This is a genomic window from Azospirillum sp. TSO22-1, from assembly GCF_003116015.1.
Classification (GTDB): Bacteria; Pseudomonadota; Alphaproteobacteria; order Azospirillales; family Azospirillaceae; genus Azospirillum.
Genome location: NZ_LGQZ01000099.1, coordinates 25,964 through 41,072 on the forward strand (window position 1 = coordinate 25,964; position 15,109 = coordinate 41,072).

Below are 15,109 nucleotides of genomic sequence, written 5' to 3' on the forward strand. Positions count from 1 at the left end.
GACCCCGGCCGGTCCGTGTGCCTTTGTCGCGTATACCATGAGACCTACGTGTGGGCAAAATGCCTGTCTTGTGACCATTGGCCGATTCGCGCGCGCGTCTGCCCGTACCGCAGCGCACACCGGCCCCCCCGAATGGCGGCCACCCACACGAACGTTCCATGCCCGACGGTTATTCCATCCGCTCCGGCAGCCACCCCTTGCGGCCCGCCCGCCCGGCGGCGCAAATAGGGCCCGACGTTCCGCAAGCCGCCACCGACCCGGTCCCCCTGATGATCCTGACGCCCATTCCCGCCGACATCCTGCCCGAAGCGCTGGAGCGCATGGCAGCGCATCTCGCCGACCGCCCGCAGCCGCTGGCCGCGTTCCACCGCATCGCCGCGACGTGGCCAGTGCCCGGCGGCGTCGACACGCCGGAGCAGCGCGCCGACGGCGTCGCGCTGGCGCACGCGCACGGCATCGGCACGCTGGACGAGAAGCCCAGCGCCTCCTTCATGTGGGACGGCGCCGTGATCCGCGTCGACGTCGAGGCCACGGTGATCGTGCACGAGGTGGCGCACTGGCTGTGCGCCGCGCCGGAGCGCCGCGGCCTCCTCGAGTTCGGCCTCGGCCCCGGCCCGGAGACCAGCCGCCGCGCCGAGGCGCGCGCCCAGCAGACGCAGACCTTCCAGCAGTGCATGCACGAGGAGGCGCAGACCTCGCTCCTCGGCATCCTGTGGGAGGCGGAACTGGGCCACCCGGCCATCCTCGCCTTCCTGGAGCAGAACTGGATGGAGGCGTGGGAGCGGCCGGGCACCGCCGACTGGTTCGCCGGCCACGCCGCCGAACTGTTCGAACGCGGCCTGATCGATGCCGACGGCCGTCCGGCCACCGTCCGCGATTGGTCGGATAAACGCAGGGCCGACGCCCACGGACTGGAGACCGCGCATGGCTGAGACCGTCACCGTCCTCCCCCTGGCCTGCGAGCACGAGGCGGGCTGGCGCCCGCTGTTCCGCGGCTATCGCACCTTCTACAAGTGGCCGGAGGACGAGGCGGTGCTCGACCGCGTGTGGGCGTGGCTGCACGACCCGGCGCATCCGCTGGAGGGCTTGGTCGCGATGCAGGGCGGCCGCATCGTCGGCCTCGCCCACTTCCGCGGCGAGCCGAGCCCGAGCCGCGGGATGGAGGTCGGCTTCCTCAACGACCTGTTCGTCGATCCGGACGCCCGCGGCGGCCGCATCGGCGAGGCGCTCCTGCAGGAGCTGCGCCGCGTCGCCGGAGCGCGCGGCTGGCCGATCGTGCGCTGGATCACCGCCGACGACAACTACCGCGCCCGCACGCTGTACGACCGGGTGGCGAGGAAGACCGCGTGGAACCTGTACGAGATGGCGGCGGGTTAGGGCATTTTCACATTGAGTGCGCGTAGCCTGCGGCTTGGAAGCAGTTTGCGCACTCCTGGGGCAGGAACGCGTCGAGAAGCGCGCCAATGCGTGTCCGCAGCCCCTCGACGGTGCGTTCCGGCTGCTGGCGGAGCGCGGACGGAGGCCAGCTAGCTCCGGGTCCTTCACGAGGCCATCGGCTTCGCAGCCACTCTGTGAGTTGCGCCACAGCGCGATTTTAGCCCTCCGGGCTAATTCACGCGCCGACACGCGGCCCACAGGACGCCGCGCCACCCTCCCCAAGGAAGGAAAAGCCGATGCCCGGCGTTGCTGCGCTTCGTACTGCCACCTTTACCCTCGCCGCCACCGCCATTCTCGCCGCTACGCCCGCCCTGGCCAACGGGCCGATGGGCGGGTCCATGGGGGGATCGCCCCCGGTAAACACCTCCAGTGCCGCCAGCACTCCCCGCACCGCCGCGCCCCCCAGCATCACGACCGGCCCGGCGCTCTCCGGTTCGCCCACCGGCGGCTTCCCACGCCTTGGCATGCCGCCCGCGGGCCGGCCGGCCCCAGCAGACATCCCGGTCATGCGAGCGGCTCCGGACAACATCCCGGTCATGCGGGCGGACACCGGGATCGCCGCCGCGCGCAGCGCTGCATGGCAGCAGTTGAACGACAACGTGGATATGGTCCGCAACGGCGGCGTCGGCACGGCCCTCGTCACCATCCTCACCAGGGATCCGAGGGCGGCTCGGGCGGCCTCCGGGGCCGACAGCATGCTCACGGGGGTGGGTGGCTTGGCGGCGGTGCCGCCGATAACCGTCAGACCCGTCGTCCCGCCGGTCGGAACCGTCAACAACCCGGCCGGGTTGCGCTCTCCCGCGCTGTCGGACACGACCACGGTGCTCAAGGCGACCGAGGCTGCTGTCCAAGCCCGGCTGCAAGGCGCAACGCGCGGCACGGCGGCGGCCTTGCGGACCCCATCGAACCGCATCTTCACCGACCTGAGCAGTTTCCCGCGGAGGCAGACCGGCGGGACGCCGACGCCGATGGAGCCGTCCGTGCAGGACGCCTTGAACAATGCTCCTCATCCCCGGCCCGGCTGGCATGGGAAGTGCGCCGAGCCCGGCTGCGTGAGCCAGACGCTGTCCGCAGGCCAGGTTCCGGGAGGCGGAATGAGCACGGCCGTGGGTATCCAGGACCTGGTTCCGAAGCCCCCCTGCACGTCGTGCCAAAGCGTGCTCGACAGCTTCGGCGTGACCGCATGGCCGCCCCGAACGCCACGGTAACGACAGGCCCGGACCGGCACACAAGACGGCGCCCTGCAGCCAGGGCGCCGTCTCAAGCGGGGTTTTTTTGTTCGTTCCCGCGGCTTTTCGTTTGCCATTCCACATCGTTGGCGGAATCATCAATTTCAAATGAAATAAATGGTGCGGTCCGCCACACCAATAATATCCTGTGGGAGGACATATGATTCCGTTGAAACCCCTTGCGCTCGCCGCGTGCCTGATGGGGATGGTGGCCGGACCAGCCGCCGCGCAGCAGCCCGTCAGGATCGGCGTCCTGGCCGATATGTCCGGCTTCGCCGCCGACATCGGCGGGGCCGGCTCAGTGCTGGCGACGAAGATGGCGGTGGAGGATTTCGGCGGTCGCGTGCTGGATCGTCCCGTCGAGGTGATCCACGCCGACATCCAGAACTCGCCGGACATCGCTTCGGCCACCGCACGCCAGTGGTTCGACCAGGGGGGCGTGGACATGATCACCGACCTTCCCGTGTCCTCGGTGGCGCTCGCCGTGCAGGCGGTGGCGCGCGAAAAGAAGAAGGTGCTGATGATCTCCGCCGCGACGACGGCGGAACTGACCAACGCGCAATGCTCGCCCTACACCGTGCACTGGGCCGACGACACGCACGCGCTCTCGGTTGCGACGGCCAAGGCGGTGGTCGAGTCGGGCGGCATAAGCTGGTACTTCGTCGCTGCGGATTTCGCCTTCGGGGCGGCCATGCAGAAGGCGGCCAGCGATGTGATCACCGCGTCCGGCGGGCGGGTGCTGGGCGGGGTCAGGCACCCGATGAACGCGGGCGATTTCAGCTCCTACCTGCTGGCGGCGCAGGGCTCGGGCGCCAACGTCATCGGGCTGGCCAACGTCGGCGTGGACACCATCACCACCATCAAGCAGGCGGGCGAGTTCGGCATCTCCAAGGGCGGGCAGACCATCGTCGGCTTCATCGTCTTCATCACGGATGTTGACGCGCTGGGGCTGGAAACGGCGCAGGGGTTGTACGTGACGGAGAACTTCTACTGGGACCAGAGCGACACCACCCGCGCCTGGGCCAAGCGCTTCCAGGAGCGTCATGGCGAGATGCCCAGCAAGGAGCAGGCGAACACCTATCAGGCGACGCTGAGCTGGCTGAAGGCGGTGAAGGCCGCCGGCACCACCGACTCCGCCGCAGTGATCGCCAAGATCAAGGACATCCCGCTGGAGCAGTTCGGCGCCCCGGCCCGGGTCCGCGAGGACGGCCGCGTCCTGTACGATCTGGCGCTGTGGAAGGTGAAGGCGCCGGCCGAGAGCAAAGGCCGCTGGGACTATTACAAGAAGGTCCGCGACATCCCCCACGCCGAGGCCTTCCTGCCGCTGGAAAAGAGCACCTGCCCCTTCGTGAAGAAGTGATGCGGAGGGGGAGCTGATCGCACCGAACCCGGCGTGAGGCCCGGCACCGCTAACGGACAACGCGCCAAACCCCGTCCGGCCCCTGGCAGGCCGTTCCAACGATGGGCCGCATCACGCCGCCGTACGCCCTGTGCGCCTGGAACTCACGGCAATACGCCCCGGAGGCCGACAGGTAAGGCGGCGAGGTCGGCACCGCATCAAGGACGCCCGTCGAGGCGGGGCCCGGCCGTGCATCCGGTGCATCCATCGAGGTGGACATCAGGGGATAGGCGGATGGAGCGGATGGCGGCGCATAGGCAGGAGGTGGGGCCGGAGGCGGCGCGGGCGGTGGAGCGTAGACCGGCTGCGGGGCCGTGAACATCGACCCCAGGGCAGCGCCCAGGCCAAAACCAAGGAGCCCACCGACGAGTCCGTACACCCAGTCGTCGCCACCGCTGTGATGGTGGCCGTAATGGTAGCCGCCGCCATGACCATAGCCGCCGCGCGCTTCGGCCGGTGACGTCACGAGAACGAGCCCGGCGACCGCCGCGCACGCGCCCTTGAACAACTGTCGCGACATGGCTCCCTCCGCGCAGTGCCCATGCCTGACGACAGTATGAGCGCACGGTGCCGCGCAGGGAAAGTGCGCGAATGGTCAGAAGCGGCCGACGCGAAACCCGCAGGCGGTTCACCGATCGGCAGGAACACCGCGGCGCCGATCCCCCGGCCCGGTTCGCGCCGGTTCCTGGCAAGCCGCGTTCAAGTGTGGGGCGGAATGTGGGGCGCTGTTGAGGAGGCGAAGGAAAATGCCGTCTTACTCAACAGCTGAGCCCGAGAAACTGGCGGATGGGGGGAGATTCGAACTCCCGATACCCTTGCGGGTATGCCGCATTTCGAGTGCGGTGCATTCAACCGCTCTGCCACCCATCCGTTGCGCCATGGTGCGGAGCGGCGCGGAACCTAACCGAAGCGTTCCGGCGCTGCAAGCCCTAAGATGAGCCCGCAGCGCCGGAATTTTACACTCAGCTGATTTCATACGCGCGCTCGCCGTGGGTGACGAGGTCGAGGCCCTCGTACTCCTCCTCGGCGCTGACGCGGCGTGCGATGGCGACGTTGACCGCCTTGATGATCGCCCAGGTCACCACGCCCGACCACAGCGCGGTGACGCCGACCGCCAGCGCCTGCACGCCGAGCTGGCTCAGCCACGTCATGCCCTCCGCCAGGCCGTTGCCGCCCAGGCCCTTCAGCGCGAACACCGCCAGCAGCAGCGAGCCCAGCATGCCGCCGACGCCGTGCACGGCGAAGACGTCCAGCGAGTCGTCGATCAGCAGGCGCTGCTTGACGAACAGCACGCACTGGAAGCACACCGCGCCGCCCAGCGCGCCCAGCACGATGGCGCCGCCCGGCCCGATGTAGCCCGCCGCCGGGGTGACGGTGGCGAGGCCGGCGACGCAGCCGGTGACCAAGCCGACCGAGGTCGGCTTGCCCAGCTTCAGCCACTCGATGGCGGTCCAGGTCAGGGCGCCGGCCGAGGCGGCGACGTGCGTGGCGATGATGGCGGCCGCGGCGCTCTGGTCGGCGGCCAGCGCGCTGCCGCCGTTGAAGCCGAACCAGCCCACCCACAGGATGCCGGCGCCGGTCATGGTCATGGCCGGGCTGTGCGGCGGGATCAGCTCGTGCGGGAAGCCCTTGCGGCGGCCGATCATGATCGCCGCCACCAGCGCCGACACGCCGGCCGTGGTGTGCACGACGATGCCGCCGGCGAAGTCCAGCGCCCCCATGGCCGCCAGCCAGCCGCCGCCCCACAGCCAGTGCGCCGCCGGCAGGTAGACCAGCACCAGCCACACGGTCGAGAACACCACCACGAAGGCGAAGGGTGCCCGTTCCGGGAAGGCGCCGATGATCAGCGCCGGGGTGATGACGGCGAAGGTCATCTGGAACAGCGCGAAGACGTTCTCCGGCAGCCCCGACGCCGGCATCGCTGCGTCCATGTTGGCCAGGAACGTCTTGCCCAGGCCGCCCAGGTACGGCGCCGTGCCGTCGAAGGCGAGGCTGTAGCCGAACGTCACCCAGATCAGCGAGGCGACGCAGCAGATCGCGAAGCAGTTCATCAGCACGGACAGCACGTTGCGCGCCCGCACGAGGCCGCCGTAGAACAGCGCCAGCCCCGGCAGCGTCATGAACAGCACCAGCGCCGACGCCACCAGGATCCACGCCGTGTTCGCCCCGGAAGGCGCCAACGCGGGAGCCGGCGCGTCCGCCGCCATCGCCGGCAGCGCCGTGGCGAGCGCGCCGATCAGCCCCGCCGGGGCCGCCTTTCCAATCAGCCGAAGTTCCATAGGTCCTGCTTCCCCATCCACTGGCGCGCCGCGCGCCGGTCGTTAGCCTAAAAACTATGCATTTGCCTGCGGAGTGGCCGATTCCCCATCCACCCCATGCCGCCGGTTGGCCCCTTCGGCTTCGCTGTGTTCGGCGGGCTTAAAGCCCATTCCTTGTGCAGCAAAGCCGCTGAATTCAGCCACTCCGGCGTCCGGCGGCGAGATTGTTTGCAATTTACCTGCCACGTTTTCGGGCATGTCAGGCGAAACTGCGGAATTCGTGGGCAAATCCTTGGTGATTCAACGAGTCGCGGCATGCGGCGGAGGCGGCGGCCAGGGTACAGACGGGCGGCCCGCCAGGAGGCATCATTGCTCGAATCTTGAGCAGCACCCTGAAACCGCGGCTGGAACCACAGAGACACAGAGATACAGAGGGGACATGCACCGGCACTCTCTTCCCTGTGTCTCTCTGTGCCTCTGTGTCTCCGTGGTATGAATCGTCGACGCGTTGATGACGCGGCAGGCCGCGACGCCCCGGCTTTCGCCAATTCAGGCTCCCAAACCCTGTTGACTCTGCGGGGAAGACGCGTATAAATCGCCGCTCTCACGAACGGGCACGCACCAACAACGGTGGGCGGGCGGCCCGCCGTTTGTTCTGCAATGGGTATACGACAATGTTCGCAGTGATCCGCACCGGCGGCAAGCAGTACAAGGTCGCCTCTGGCGACGTGATCAAGGTCGAGAAGCTCGAGGCCGAGGCTGGCGCTTCCATCACGCTCGATGACGTGCTGATGGTCAGCGACGCCGGCTCCACGACGATCGGCACGCCGACGGTGGCGGGCGCTTCGGTGGCCGCCGAGGTCGTCGCCCAGGACCGTGGCCCGAAGATCATCGTCTTCAAGAAGAAGCGGCGCCAGAACTACCGCCGCAAGAACGGCCATCGCCAGGACCTGACCGTCCTGCGCATCACCGGGATCAACGGCGCGGCCTGAGCCGCAGCCGTATGTAAGGAGTAGGACTATGGCTCATAAAAAGGCAGGCGGCTCCTCGCGCAACGGGCGCGACTCCGACGGCCGCCGTCTCGGCGTCAAGAAGTTCGGTGGCGAGCTGGTGATCGCCGGCAACATCCTGGTCCGCCAGCGCGGCACCAAGTTCCACCCGGGCACCAACGTCGGCATCGGCAAGGACCACACGCTGTTCGCCCTGACCGACGGTCAGGTGGCGTTCAAGCGCTCGTCGGCCGGCCGGACCTTCGTCCAGGTCGTGGCGACCGAGGTTGCCGTCGCGGCCGAGTAAGCCGCACGACCCCTAGGGGCGTCTACGAATTCGGGGGACCGGGCGACCGGCCCCCGTTTTTCGTTTCTGCTGTTATAGTCTTTCGGCCCTTCTCTCGGCCGTCATCCCCGCGAAAGCGGGGATCCAGCGTGAGCCCCGACAGGGGCGGCATGACTCATGTGGCTCGCGGACGCGAGCACTGGATTCCCGCTTTCGCGGGAATGACGGGGTAGGGGCGTTGCCGGTTTCACTGTAAGAATCGCGCCATGAAGTTCCTCGATCAGGCCAAGGTTTTCCTCAAGAGCGGCGACGGCGGCCCCGGCGCGGTGGCGTTCCGGCGCGAGAAGTTCATCGAGTTCGGTGGGCCGGACGGCGGCAACGGCGGGCGCGGCGGCGACGTCATCATCGAGACGGTGAACGGCCTCAACACGCTGATCGACTACCGCTACGCCCAGCATTTCAAGGCCAAGCGCGGCCACCACGGCATGGGCAGCGACCGCACCGGCGCCAAGGGCGACGACATCGTGCTGCGCGTGCCCGTCGGCACCCAGATCCTCGACGAGGATCAGGAGACGGTGCTCGCCGACCTGACCGAGGTCGGGCAGCGGATCGTGCTGCTGAAGGGCGGCGACGGCGGATTCGGCAACGCGCACTTCAAGACCTCGACCAACCGCGCCCCGCGCAAGTCGCACCCCGGCTGGCCGGGCGAGGAGCGCTGGGTGTGGCTGCGCCTCAAGCTGATCGCCGACGCCGGGCTGGTCGGCCTGCCGAACGCCGGCAAGTCGACCTTCCTGGCCGCCACCACGGCGGCCAAGCCGAAGATCGCCGACTACCCCTTCACCACGCTGGCTCCCAACCTGGGCGTGGTGCGCGCCGGCGAGGAGGAGTTCGTCATCGCCGACATCCCCGGCCTGATCGAGGGCGCGCACGAGGGCCACGGCCTGGGCGACCGCTTCCTCGGCCACGTCGAGCGCACGCGCATCCTGCTGCACCTGATCGACGGCACCGCCGAGGACGTCGTCGAGTCGTACCGCGTCATCCGCGGCGAGCTGGAGGCCTACGGCGGCGGCGTCATCGCCGGCAAGCCGGAGATCATCGGCCTGAACAAGGCCGACGCCATCCTCGAGGAGGAGGTCGAGGAGAAGAAGGCGGCGCTGGAGGAGGCCTCGGGCGCCGAGGTGATGATCCTCTCCGGCGCCACCGGCCAGGGCGTGAAGGAGGTGCTGTACCGCCTGCTCACCGCCATCAAGCAGTCGAAGGAGGAGGAACCGGGCGTCCTGCACCCGACCGCCACCAAGACGCAGCGGCCGGACATCCCGACCTTCCGCACCAACCGCGATCCCGACATGGCCGATTGGGACGACGAGGACGACGGCTCTTGGAGCGAGGAGGACGGCGAGGATGACGACCAGCGCTGAGGCCGCGGCCCTGTCCGTCCCCACCCTGCTCGACGCCCGCCGGCTGGTGGTCAAGATCGGCTCGGCGCTGCTGGTGGACAGCGCCAGCCACCAGATCCGCCGGGAATGGCTGGACGCGCTGGCCGACGACGTGGCCGCCGCCCGCCGGCGCGGCACCGAGGTGGTGGTCGTCACCTCCGGCGCCGTCGCGGCGGGGCGCGAGCATCTCGGCCTCGTCGGCCGCCCGCTGAAGCTGGAGGAGAAGCAGGCCGCCGCCGCCACCGGGCAGATCCGCCTCGCGCACGCCTACCAGGAGACGCTGGCCCGCCACGACGTCACCGTCGCCCAGGTGCTGCTGACGCTGGAGGACACCGAGGAGCGGCGACGCCACCTCAACGCCCGCGCCACCATCGACACGCTGCTGAAGCTCGGCGCCGTGCCGGTCATCAACGAGAACGACACGGTGGCGACGTCCGAGATCCGCTTCGGCGACAACGACCGCCTCGCCGCCCGCGTGGCGCAGATGATCTCGGCCGACACGCTGGTGCTGCTGTCCGACATCGACGGGCTGTACACCGCCGACCCGCGCAAGGACCCGGACGCCGCCCACATCCCGGTGGTGACCGAGTTGACCCCCGCCATCGAGGGCATGGCCGGCGAGCCGCCGCCCGGCTACAGTTCCGGCGGCATGGTCACCAAGATCGCCGCGGCGCGCGTCGCCATGTCGGCCGGCTGCCGCATGGTCATCGCCAAGGGCAAGCGCATGAACCCGCTGGCCGCGCTGGAGAAAGCGGAGCGCGACGGCGGCGCGCCGTGCACGTGGTTCCTGCCGGCCGCCGAGCCCTCCAGCGCCCGCAAGGCGTGGATCGCCGGCCACCTCAACGCCTCGGGCGTGCTGGTGGTGGACGACGGCGCGGTGCGCGCGCTGAAGCAGGGGGCCAGCCTGCTCCCGGCCGGCGTCGCCGAGGTGGAGGGCGCGTTCGAGCGCGGCGACGTGGTCATCGTCCGCGACCGCGAGGGGCGCGAGCTGGCGCGCGGCCTGTCGGCCTACGGCTCCGACGAGGCACGCCTGATCCGCCGCCGCAAGAGCCAGGAGATCGAGGCGATTCTCGGCTATCGCGGCCGCGACGAGATGATCCATCGCGACGATCTGGTGGTGCGATGAAGGTGATTCGATGACGGTGGCCCGCCCTCCCCTGCAGGCCATCCTCTGGGACATCGACGGCACGCTGCTGGACAGCGAGCCCTGGCACCAGCGCGCCACCATCGCAGTGTGCCGCTCGCACGGCTATGAGATGACCGACGCGCAGTACGCGGCGACGCTCGGCATCTCGTTCCCCGACTTCTACGCCCGCCTGCACGCCGAGCGGCCGATGCCGGTGAGCTTCGAGCGGTGGGCCGGCGCCATCACCGACCACTACATCCGGCGCATCCACGAGGTGGCGCCGCGCGACGGCGCCTTCGCGCTGGTCGAGGCGTTCGCGGCGCGCGGCCTGCGGCAGGCCTGCGTGTCGAACAGCGGCCGCCGGGCGGTCGAGGCCAACCTCGGCTACATGGGCCTCAAGCATTTCGAGTTCGCCGTCAGCCGCGACGACGTGGTGAACGGCAAGCCTGACCCGGAGCCGTACCTGCGCGCCGCCGAGCGCCTGGGCGTGCCCCCGGAAGCCTGCGCCGCCATCGAGGACAGCCCGACCGGCGCCCGCGCCGCCAAGGCGGCCGGCATGCTGACGGTGGCGTGGCCGCAGCACACCCACCTCGTCTTCGAGATGGCCGACCACGTCGTCGGCCACCCCGGCGAGGTCGACTGGGACGCCCTGTGCGAGATGGCCGGCGACTGCCGGCGCCTCGCGGCGGATTGACGCCTACTTCGACGCCCCCATCGCCACCGGGCCCTTCAGCGGCGGCAGGGTGCGCAGGTAGGCGACCAGCGCGGTCAGGTCCTCGTCCCGGATGTTCCTGTAGTAATGGTACGCCATCGGCGGCGCGAGGCGCGCGCCGTCCGGGCGGACGCCCGACGTGATCGCCGCCTTGATCTGCGCGTCGGTCCACTTGCCCAGGCCGTCGTCCGGGTCGGCGGTGACGTTGCGCGACACCGAGACGCCCCACGGCCCGTTCAGCGGCAGCCCGCCCGCCCCCCAGCGCGTCATGTCCAGCCGCCCGTCGGACAGGCGCGGCGTGTGGCAGTCCATGCAGTGGCCGAGTGGGCCGGTGACGTACTCGGCGTACTTCGCCGCGTCGCTGCGCGGCACGTCGGGCACCGAACCGACCGGCGGCCCCCAGCTTACCGGCAGCGGCATGCGGAACTCCGACTTCGGCACCGGATTCACCACCGGCTTCACCTGGCGCAGATAGGCGACGATCGCCATGGCGTCGCCGTCCGACATGCCGCGGTAGAAGTGGAAGGGCATCGGCGGGCCGATCAGCGTGCCGTCGGGGCGCCGGCCCTCGCGGATCGCCGTGACGATCTCCGCATCCGACCAGCGGCCGATGCCGGTCGCCGGGTCCGGCGTCAGGTTGGCGGTGTAGGCGGTGAACGGCGCCTCCTCGATCCGCAGGCCGCCGGCCAGCTCCATTCCCGGAACCGGCCCGTCCGGCCCCTGCGGCGTGTGGCAGTTGCCGCAGGCGACGATGCTGTTGATCAGATAGGCGCCGCGCTCCAGCGGCGTCTCGGCCGCTGCGGCATGGGCGAACGCCAGGGTCGCCAGCACGGCGAGGGCGTGCGGGATACGCGTGGTCATCTCAGCTCTCCCCCGAACCTTTTCGGTTTCTAAGGGAACGCTAGCGAAGCAAGCCCTCCGTCGCCACGGCGTAGTTGACCTATGCGCTCCGTCTTTCGGCGAAGCGCAACGCAGGGCTGGGTTACTCCGGCTTTCCGCTTCGCTCCGAATTCGTTACAGTCGCCTTCCTTACCGCATCGCAAAGGAACGACTCCCGTGTCCGCGCCCGCTCAAATCGCCGATTCCCTGCTCGATCAGATGCTGTCGCTGGGCCGTGCCGCCCGCGACGCCTCCACCGTGCTGGCGAACGCGCCGAGCCCGCGGAAGGACCAGGCCCTGAGGGCCGCCGCCTCGGCCATCCGCCACGCCAAGGCGAAGATCCAGGCGGCCAACGACCGGGACGTGGAGGCGGCCAAGGGCCGCGGCCTCGCCGGCCCCATGGTGGAGCGTCTGCTGCTGAACGACGCCCGCATCGAGGCGATGGCCAAGGGGCTGGAGGACATCGCCGCCTTCCCCGACCCCATCGGCGCCGTGCTGGCCGAATGGACGCGGCCCAACGGCCTGACGATCCAGCGCGTGCGCGTGCCGCTGGGCGTCGTCGGCATCATCTACGAGAGCCGCCCCAACGTGACCGCCGACGCCGGCGGGCTGTGCCTGAAGTCCGGCAACGCCGCCGTGCTGCGCGGCGGGTCGGAGAGCTTCCACTCCTCGCGCGCCATCGCCGATTGCCTCGCCGAGGGGCTGCGCGCCGCGGGCCTGCCGGAGGCGTGCGTCCAGCTCGTCCCCACCACCGACCGCGCCGCGGTGGGACACATGCTGACCATGCGCGACCACATCGACGTGATCGTGCCGCGCGGCGGCAAGTCGCTGATCCAGCGCATCGCCGAGGAAAGCCGCATCCCGGTCATCAAGCACCTGGACGGCAACAACCACGTCTATGTCGACCAGGGCGCCGACCTGGAGAAGGCGCGCAAGGTGGTGATGAACGCCAAGATGCGCCGCACCTCGATCTGCGGCGCCGCCGAGACGCTGCTGGTCGACCGCGCCGCAGCCGGCACCATGCTGGCGCCGCTGGTCAAGGACCTGCTCGACGCCGGCTGCGAAGTGCGCGGCGACGACGACGCGCAGGCGGTGGATGCGCGCGTCGTGCCGGTTGCGGCCGAGGACTGGGACACCGAGTACCTGGACGCCGTCATCGCCTGCGGCGTGGTGGACGGGGTGGACGCCGCCATCGAGCACGTCAACCGCCACGGCTCGCACCACACCGACGCCATCGTCACCGAGGATCCGGCGGCGGCCGAGCGCTTCCTGCAGCGGGTGGACAGCGGCATCGTGCTGTGGAACGCCTCGACGCAGTTCGCGGACGGCGGCGAGTTCGGCATGGGCGCGGAGATCGGCATCTCCACCGACAAGTTCCACGCCCGCGGGCCCGTGGGCGCGGAGCAGCTGACCAGCTACAAGTACGTCGTGCGCGGCGATGGGCAGACGCGGCCGTAGAATTCCCTCTCCCGCCCCGGGAGAGGGAGGGACCCGCCCGCAGGGCGGGAGGGTGAGGGTTGCGCAAGGATCCTTGAATTTTCCCTCACCCGGCGCCTCCGCCACCCTCTCCCGGGGCGGGAGAGGGTTGGTCCACAAATACTCCGGCCCCCAGCACGCCCATCTCCGCATCGGCCTGCTCGGCGGCTCGTTCAACCCCGCCCACGCCGGGCACCGGCACATCAGCGTCTACGCGCTGAACGCGCTCAAGCTCGACCAGGTCTGGTGGCTGGTCAGCCCGCAGAACCCGCTGAAGTCCGCCGCCGACATGGGCAGCCTCGCCGAACGCCTCGCCTGGGCGCGGATCGCCGCACGGCACCCGCGCATCCGCGTCACCGACCTGGAGTGCAGCCTCGGCACCCGCTACACCGCGGACACCCTGAGGCAGCTCACCCGCCGCTTCCCGAAAACCCGCTTCGTCTGGCTGATGGGAGCCGACAACCTCCGTCAAATCCCCCGCTGGAGGGACTGGACGCGGATATTCCGGTTGGTGCCCATTGCGGTCTTCAGCCGGCCGGCTTATTCTCTTGGTGCACTGGGCGGCATGGCCGCGCAGCGCTTTGCCCGTCGCCGGGTGCCCGATCTCCGGGCCAGGGGGCTGGCCGAGGCGACGCCGCCGGCCTGGACCTTCCTGCGCAACCCGCTGCATCCGGCTTCGGCGACGGCGATCCGCCGGGCGCGTGCCCGCGGGTCGTGACCCCTGGTAACCGAGGTGGGAACCATCAGTACGTTCATGCAACCGGCCGCCGCGTCCCCCGTGCGGCCCGCGCCCGTTCCCCAGGAACTGAAGGCGCTCATCGAGAAAGCCCTGGACGACGACCAGGCCGACAGCGTCGTCGTCATCGATCTCGCCGGCAAGACCAGCATCGCGGATTACATGATCGTGGCGTCGGGCCGCAACACCCGGCACATCGCGAGCATGGCCGAGAAGCTGCGCGAGCGCCTGCGGACCGCGGGCATCGGCAACGTCGAGGTCGAAGGGCAGCCCCAGTGCGACTGGGTGCTGATCGACGCCGGCGACGTCATCGTCCACCTGTTCCGGCCCGAGGTCCGCAGCTTCTACAACATTGAGAAGATGTGGGGCCTCGACCTGCCGCGCGCCGAACCGCAGCGGCTGATGGCCTGACGGCGCGAGGATCGGGAGCCGGACCATGCGCCTGTGGCTCGCCGCCGTCGGGCGGGCGCGGGGCGGCCCGGCTCGCGACCTGTACGAGGAGTACGCCGGCCGGCTGGGCTGGCCCTTGACCCTGCGCGAGGTCGAGGTCAAGAAACGCCTGCCTTCCGAAGAATTGAAGCGCCAGGAAGCCGAGCTTCTGCTGGACGCGGTGCCCGCGGGCGCCATCATCGTTGCGCTCGATGAACGGGGAACCGCGCTGTCCAGCGCCGCCTTCGCCCAGCGCGTCGGCGGCTGGCGGGATTCCGGGGTGGGCGACCTCGCCTTCCTGATCGGCGGCGCCGACGGGCACGGCGAGGAGGTGCGGCGGCGCGCCGCCTTCCTGCTGGCTTTCGGTCCGGCGACCTGGCCCCATATGATGGTGCGCGGGATGCTGGCCGAGCAGCTGTACCGCGCCCAGCAGATTCTGGCGGGACACCCCTATCATCGCGCGTGAAACTGATATATTAGTTAGCCGAACCGCTGAGCGACCTGATCTGGAGAAGACCGCCATGACCGACACCAAACGCCCCCGCCCCGTCGTCCTGTGCGTGCTGGACGGCTGGGGGTATCGCGAGGAGACGGCGGACAACGCCATCGCCCAGGGCGACACCCCGGTGTGGGATCGTCTGTGGTCGGGCGAGCCGACCGGCTTCCTGAACGCGTCGGAGGAGGAGGTCGGCCTGCCCAAGGGGCAGATGGGCAACT

17 protein-coding genes, 1 tRNA gene and 1 pseudogene are annotated in these 15,109 nt (G+C 69.9%); 14 read left to right on the plus strand and 5 right to left on the minus strand.

Annotated elements, in window-relative coordinates; genetic code table 11:
* Nucleotides 1-158: 158 nt before the first annotated feature.
* The 4 genes from TSO221_RS23825 (at nt 159) to TSO221_RS23840 (ending at nt 4,026) form a co-directional block, all read left to right on the plus strand.
* Nucleotides 159-932, plus strand: coding sequence for a hypothetical protein (locus tag TSO221_RS23825; RefSeq protein ID WP_247878213.1), 774 nt, complete (start codon nt 159-161; stop codon nt 930-932).
* The gene (locus tag TSO221_RS23830) at nt 925-1,377 is read left to right on the plus strand and encodes a GNAT family N-acetyltransferase (RefSeq protein ID WP_109121012.1); all 453 of its coding nucleotides are present in this window, start codon (nt 925-927) and stop codon (nt 1,375-1,377) included. The genes TSO221_RS23825 and TSO221_RS23830 overlap by 8 nt, the downstream gene beginning before the upstream one ends.
* Before the next feature lie 296 nt (nt 1,378-1,673).
* Nucleotides 1,674-2,645: a hypothetical protein gene (locus tag TSO221_RS23835; protein WP_109121013.1), complete on the plus strand. Its 972-nt coding sequence runs from the start codon at nt 1,674-1,676 to the stop codon at nt 2,643-2,645.
* Nucleotides 2,646-2,826: 181 nt separating this feature from the next.
* The gene (locus tag TSO221_RS23840) at nt 2,827-4,026 is read left to right on the plus strand and encodes an ABC transporter substrate-binding protein (RefSeq protein ID WP_109121014.1); all 1,200 of its coding nucleotides are present in this window, start codon (nt 2,827-2,829) and stop codon (nt 4,024-4,026) included.
* A 49-nt stretch (nt 4,027-4,075) separates the two neighbouring features.
* Here the strand turns inward: TSO221_RS23840 and TSO221_RS36065 are convergent, their stop codons facing one another.
* The 4 genes from TSO221_RS36065 to TSO221_RS35120 all read right to left on the minus strand — a co-directional run bounded on the left by TSO221_RS36065 (nt 4,076) and on the right by TSO221_RS35120 (nt 6,581).
* Nucleotides 4,076-4,585: a hypothetical protein gene (locus TSO221_RS36065; protein ID WP_199229600.1), complete on the minus strand. Its 510-nt coding sequence runs from the start codon at nt 4,583-4,585 to the stop codon at nt 4,076-4,078.
* Between the two features lie 260 nt (nt 4,586-4,845).
* Nucleotides 4,846-4,935 (minus strand) — tRNA-Ser (locus TSO221_RS23850).
* Nucleotides 4,936-5,027: 92 nt separating this feature from the next.
* Nucleotides 5,028-6,344, minus strand: coding sequence for an ammonium transporter (locus tag TSO221_RS23855; RefSeq protein ID WP_199229601.1), 1,317 nt, complete (start codon nt 6,342-6,344; stop codon nt 5,028-5,030).
* Between the two features lie 54 nt (nt 6,345-6,398).
* A complete protein-coding gene (locus tag TSO221_RS35120; protein WP_146208896.1) occupies nt 6,399-6,581 on the minus strand; it encodes a hypothetical protein in 183 nt (60 codons plus the stop codon).
* Nucleotides 6,582-6,997: 416 nt separating this feature from the next.
* On the opposite strand from TSO221_RS35120, the gene rplU reads away from it, so the two are divergent.
* The 5 genes from rplU to TSO221_RS23880 all read left to right on the plus strand — a co-directional run bounded on the left by rplU (nt 6,998) and on the right by TSO221_RS23880 (nt 10,854).
* Nucleotides 6,998-7,315, plus strand: coding sequence for a 50S ribosomal protein L21 (gene rplU / locus TSO221_RS23860; protein ID WP_109121015.1), 318 nt, complete (start codon nt 6,998-7,000; stop codon nt 7,313-7,315).
* 28 nt (nt 7,316-7,343) lie between these two features.
* Complete coding sequence (rpmA, locus tag TSO221_RS23865; protein ID WP_109121016.1) at nt 7,344-7,619, plus strand: 50S ribosomal protein L27; 276 nt, start codon at nt 7,344-7,346, stop codon at nt 7,617-7,619.
* Between the two features lie 245 nt (nt 7,620-7,864).
* A complete protein-coding gene (obgE, locus tag TSO221_RS23870; RefSeq protein WP_109121017.1) occupies nt 7,865-9,016 on the plus strand; it encodes a GTPase ObgE in 1,152 nt (383 codons plus the stop codon).
* A complete protein-coding gene (gene proB / locus TSO221_RS23875; RefSeq protein ID WP_109121018.1) occupies nt 9,000-10,160 on the plus strand; it encodes a glutamate 5-kinase in 1,161 nt (386 codons plus the stop codon). Before obgE ends, proB begins: the two co-directional genes overlap by 17 nt.
* Nucleotides 10,161-10,170: 10 nt before the next feature.
* Nucleotides 10,171-10,854, plus strand: a complete 684-nt coding sequence (locus TSO221_RS23880) for an HAD family phosphatase (protein WP_109121019.1) — start codon at nt 10,171-10,173, stop codon at nt 10,852-10,854.
* 3 nt (nt 10,855-10,857) lie between these two features.
* On the opposite strand, the gene TSO221_RS23885 is transcribed toward TSO221_RS23880, so the two are convergent.
* A complete protein-coding gene (locus TSO221_RS23885) occupies nt 10,858-11,733 on the minus strand; it encodes a cytochrome C (protein WP_109121020.1) in 876 nt (291 codons plus the stop codon).
* Nucleotides 11,734-11,970: 237 nt separating this feature from the next.
* Here TSO221_RS23885 and TSO221_RS23890 point away from each other — a divergent pair, with 237 nt between their 5' ends.
* From TSO221_RS23890 to TSO221_RS23910, 5 genes and pseudogenes are all read left to right on the plus strand, one after another.
* On the plus strand, nt 11,971-13,209 hold the full coding sequence (locus tag TSO221_RS23890; protein ID WP_348770288.1) for a glutamate-5-semialdehyde dehydrogenase: 1,239 nt from the start codon (nt 11,971-11,973) through the stop codon (nt 13,207-13,209).
* Nucleotides 13,210-13,336: 127 nt separating this feature from the next.
* Entirely contained in the window at nt 13,337-13,945 is a 609-nt protein-coding gene (locus tag TSO221_RS23895) for a nicotinate-nucleotide adenylyltransferase (RefSeq protein WP_247878214.1), read from the plus strand.
* 36 nt (nt 13,946-13,981) lie between these two features.
* Nucleotides 13,982-14,374, plus strand: coding sequence for a ribosome silencing factor (gene rsfS, locus TSO221_RS23900; RefSeq protein WP_109121023.1), 393 nt, complete (start codon nt 13,982-13,984; stop codon nt 14,372-14,374).
* A 25-nt stretch (nt 14,375-14,399) separates the two neighbouring features.
* Complete coding sequence (rlmH, locus tag TSO221_RS23905; protein WP_109121024.1) at nt 14,400-14,858, plus strand: 23S rRNA (pseudouridine(1915)-N(3))-methyltransferase RlmH; 459 nt, start codon at nt 14,400-14,402, stop codon at nt 14,856-14,858.
* A gap of 55 nt (nt 14,859-14,913) precedes the next feature.
* Nucleotides 14,914-15,109: pseudogene (locus TSO221_RS23910) on the plus strand (2,3-bisphosphoglycerate-independent phosphoglycerate mutase); the annotation flags it as partial.

Coding starts and splice junctions, on each gene's coding strand:
- proB (WP_109121018.1), top strand. CDS start 9,000: ATGACGACCAGCGCTGAGGCCGCGGCCCTGTCCGTCCCCACCCTGCTC.
- TSO221_RS23855 (WP_199229601.1), bottom strand. CDS start 6,344: ATGGAACTTCGGCTGATTGGAAAGGCGGCCCCGGCGGGGCTGATCGGC.
- TSO221_RS23830 (WP_109121012.1), top strand. CDS start 925: ATGGCTGAGACCGTCACCGTCCTCCCCCTGGCCTGCGAGCACGAGGCG.
- rsfS (WP_109121023.1), top strand. CDS start 13,982: ATGCAACCGGCCGCCGCGTCCCCCGTGCGGCCCGCGCCCGTTCCCCAG.
- TSO221_RS23825 (WP_247878213.1), top strand. CDS start 159: ATGCCCGACGGTTATTCCATCCGCTCCGGCAGCCACCCCTTGCGGCCC.
- TSO221_RS23880 (WP_109121019.1), top strand. CDS start 10,171: ATGACGGTGGCCCGCCCTCCCCTGCAGGCCATCCTCTGGGACATCGAC.
- TSO221_RS23885 (WP_109121020.1), bottom strand. CDS start 11,733: ATGACCACGCGTATCCCGCACGCCCTCGCCGTGCTGGCGACCCTGGCG.
- TSO221_RS35120 (WP_146208896.1), bottom strand. CDS start 6,581: ATGCCCGAAAACGTGGCAGGTAAATTGCAAACAATCTCGCCGCCGGAC.
- obgE (WP_109121017.1), top strand. CDS start 7,865: ATGAAGTTCCTCGATCAGGCCAAGGTTTTCCTCAAGAGCGGCGACGGC.
- rplU (WP_109121015.1), top strand. CDS start 6,998: ATGTTCGCAGTGATCCGCACCGGCGGCAAGCAGTACAAGGTCGCCTCT.
- rpmA (WP_109121016.1), top strand. CDS start 7,344: ATGGCTCATAAAAAGGCAGGCGGCTCCTCGCGCAACGGGCGCGACTCC.
- TSO221_RS36065 (WP_199229600.1), bottom strand. CDS start 4,585: ATGTCGCGACAGTTGTTCAAGGGCGCGTGCGCGGCGGTCGCCGGGCTC.
- TSO221_RS23835 (WP_109121013.1), top strand. CDS start 1,674: ATGCCCGGCGTTGCTGCGCTTCGTACTGCCACCTTTACCCTCGCCGCC.
- TSO221_RS23890 (WP_348770288.1), top strand. CDS start 11,971: ATGCTGTCGCTGGGCCGTGCCGCCCGCGACGCCTCCACCGTGCTGGCG.
- rlmH (WP_109121024.1), top strand. CDS start 14,400: ATGCGCCTGTGGCTCGCCGCCGTCGGGCGGGCGCGGGGCGGCCCGGCT.
- TSO221_RS23840 (WP_109121014.1), top strand. CDS start 2,827: ATGATTCCGTTGAAACCCCTTGCGCTCGCCGCGTGCCTGATGGGGATG.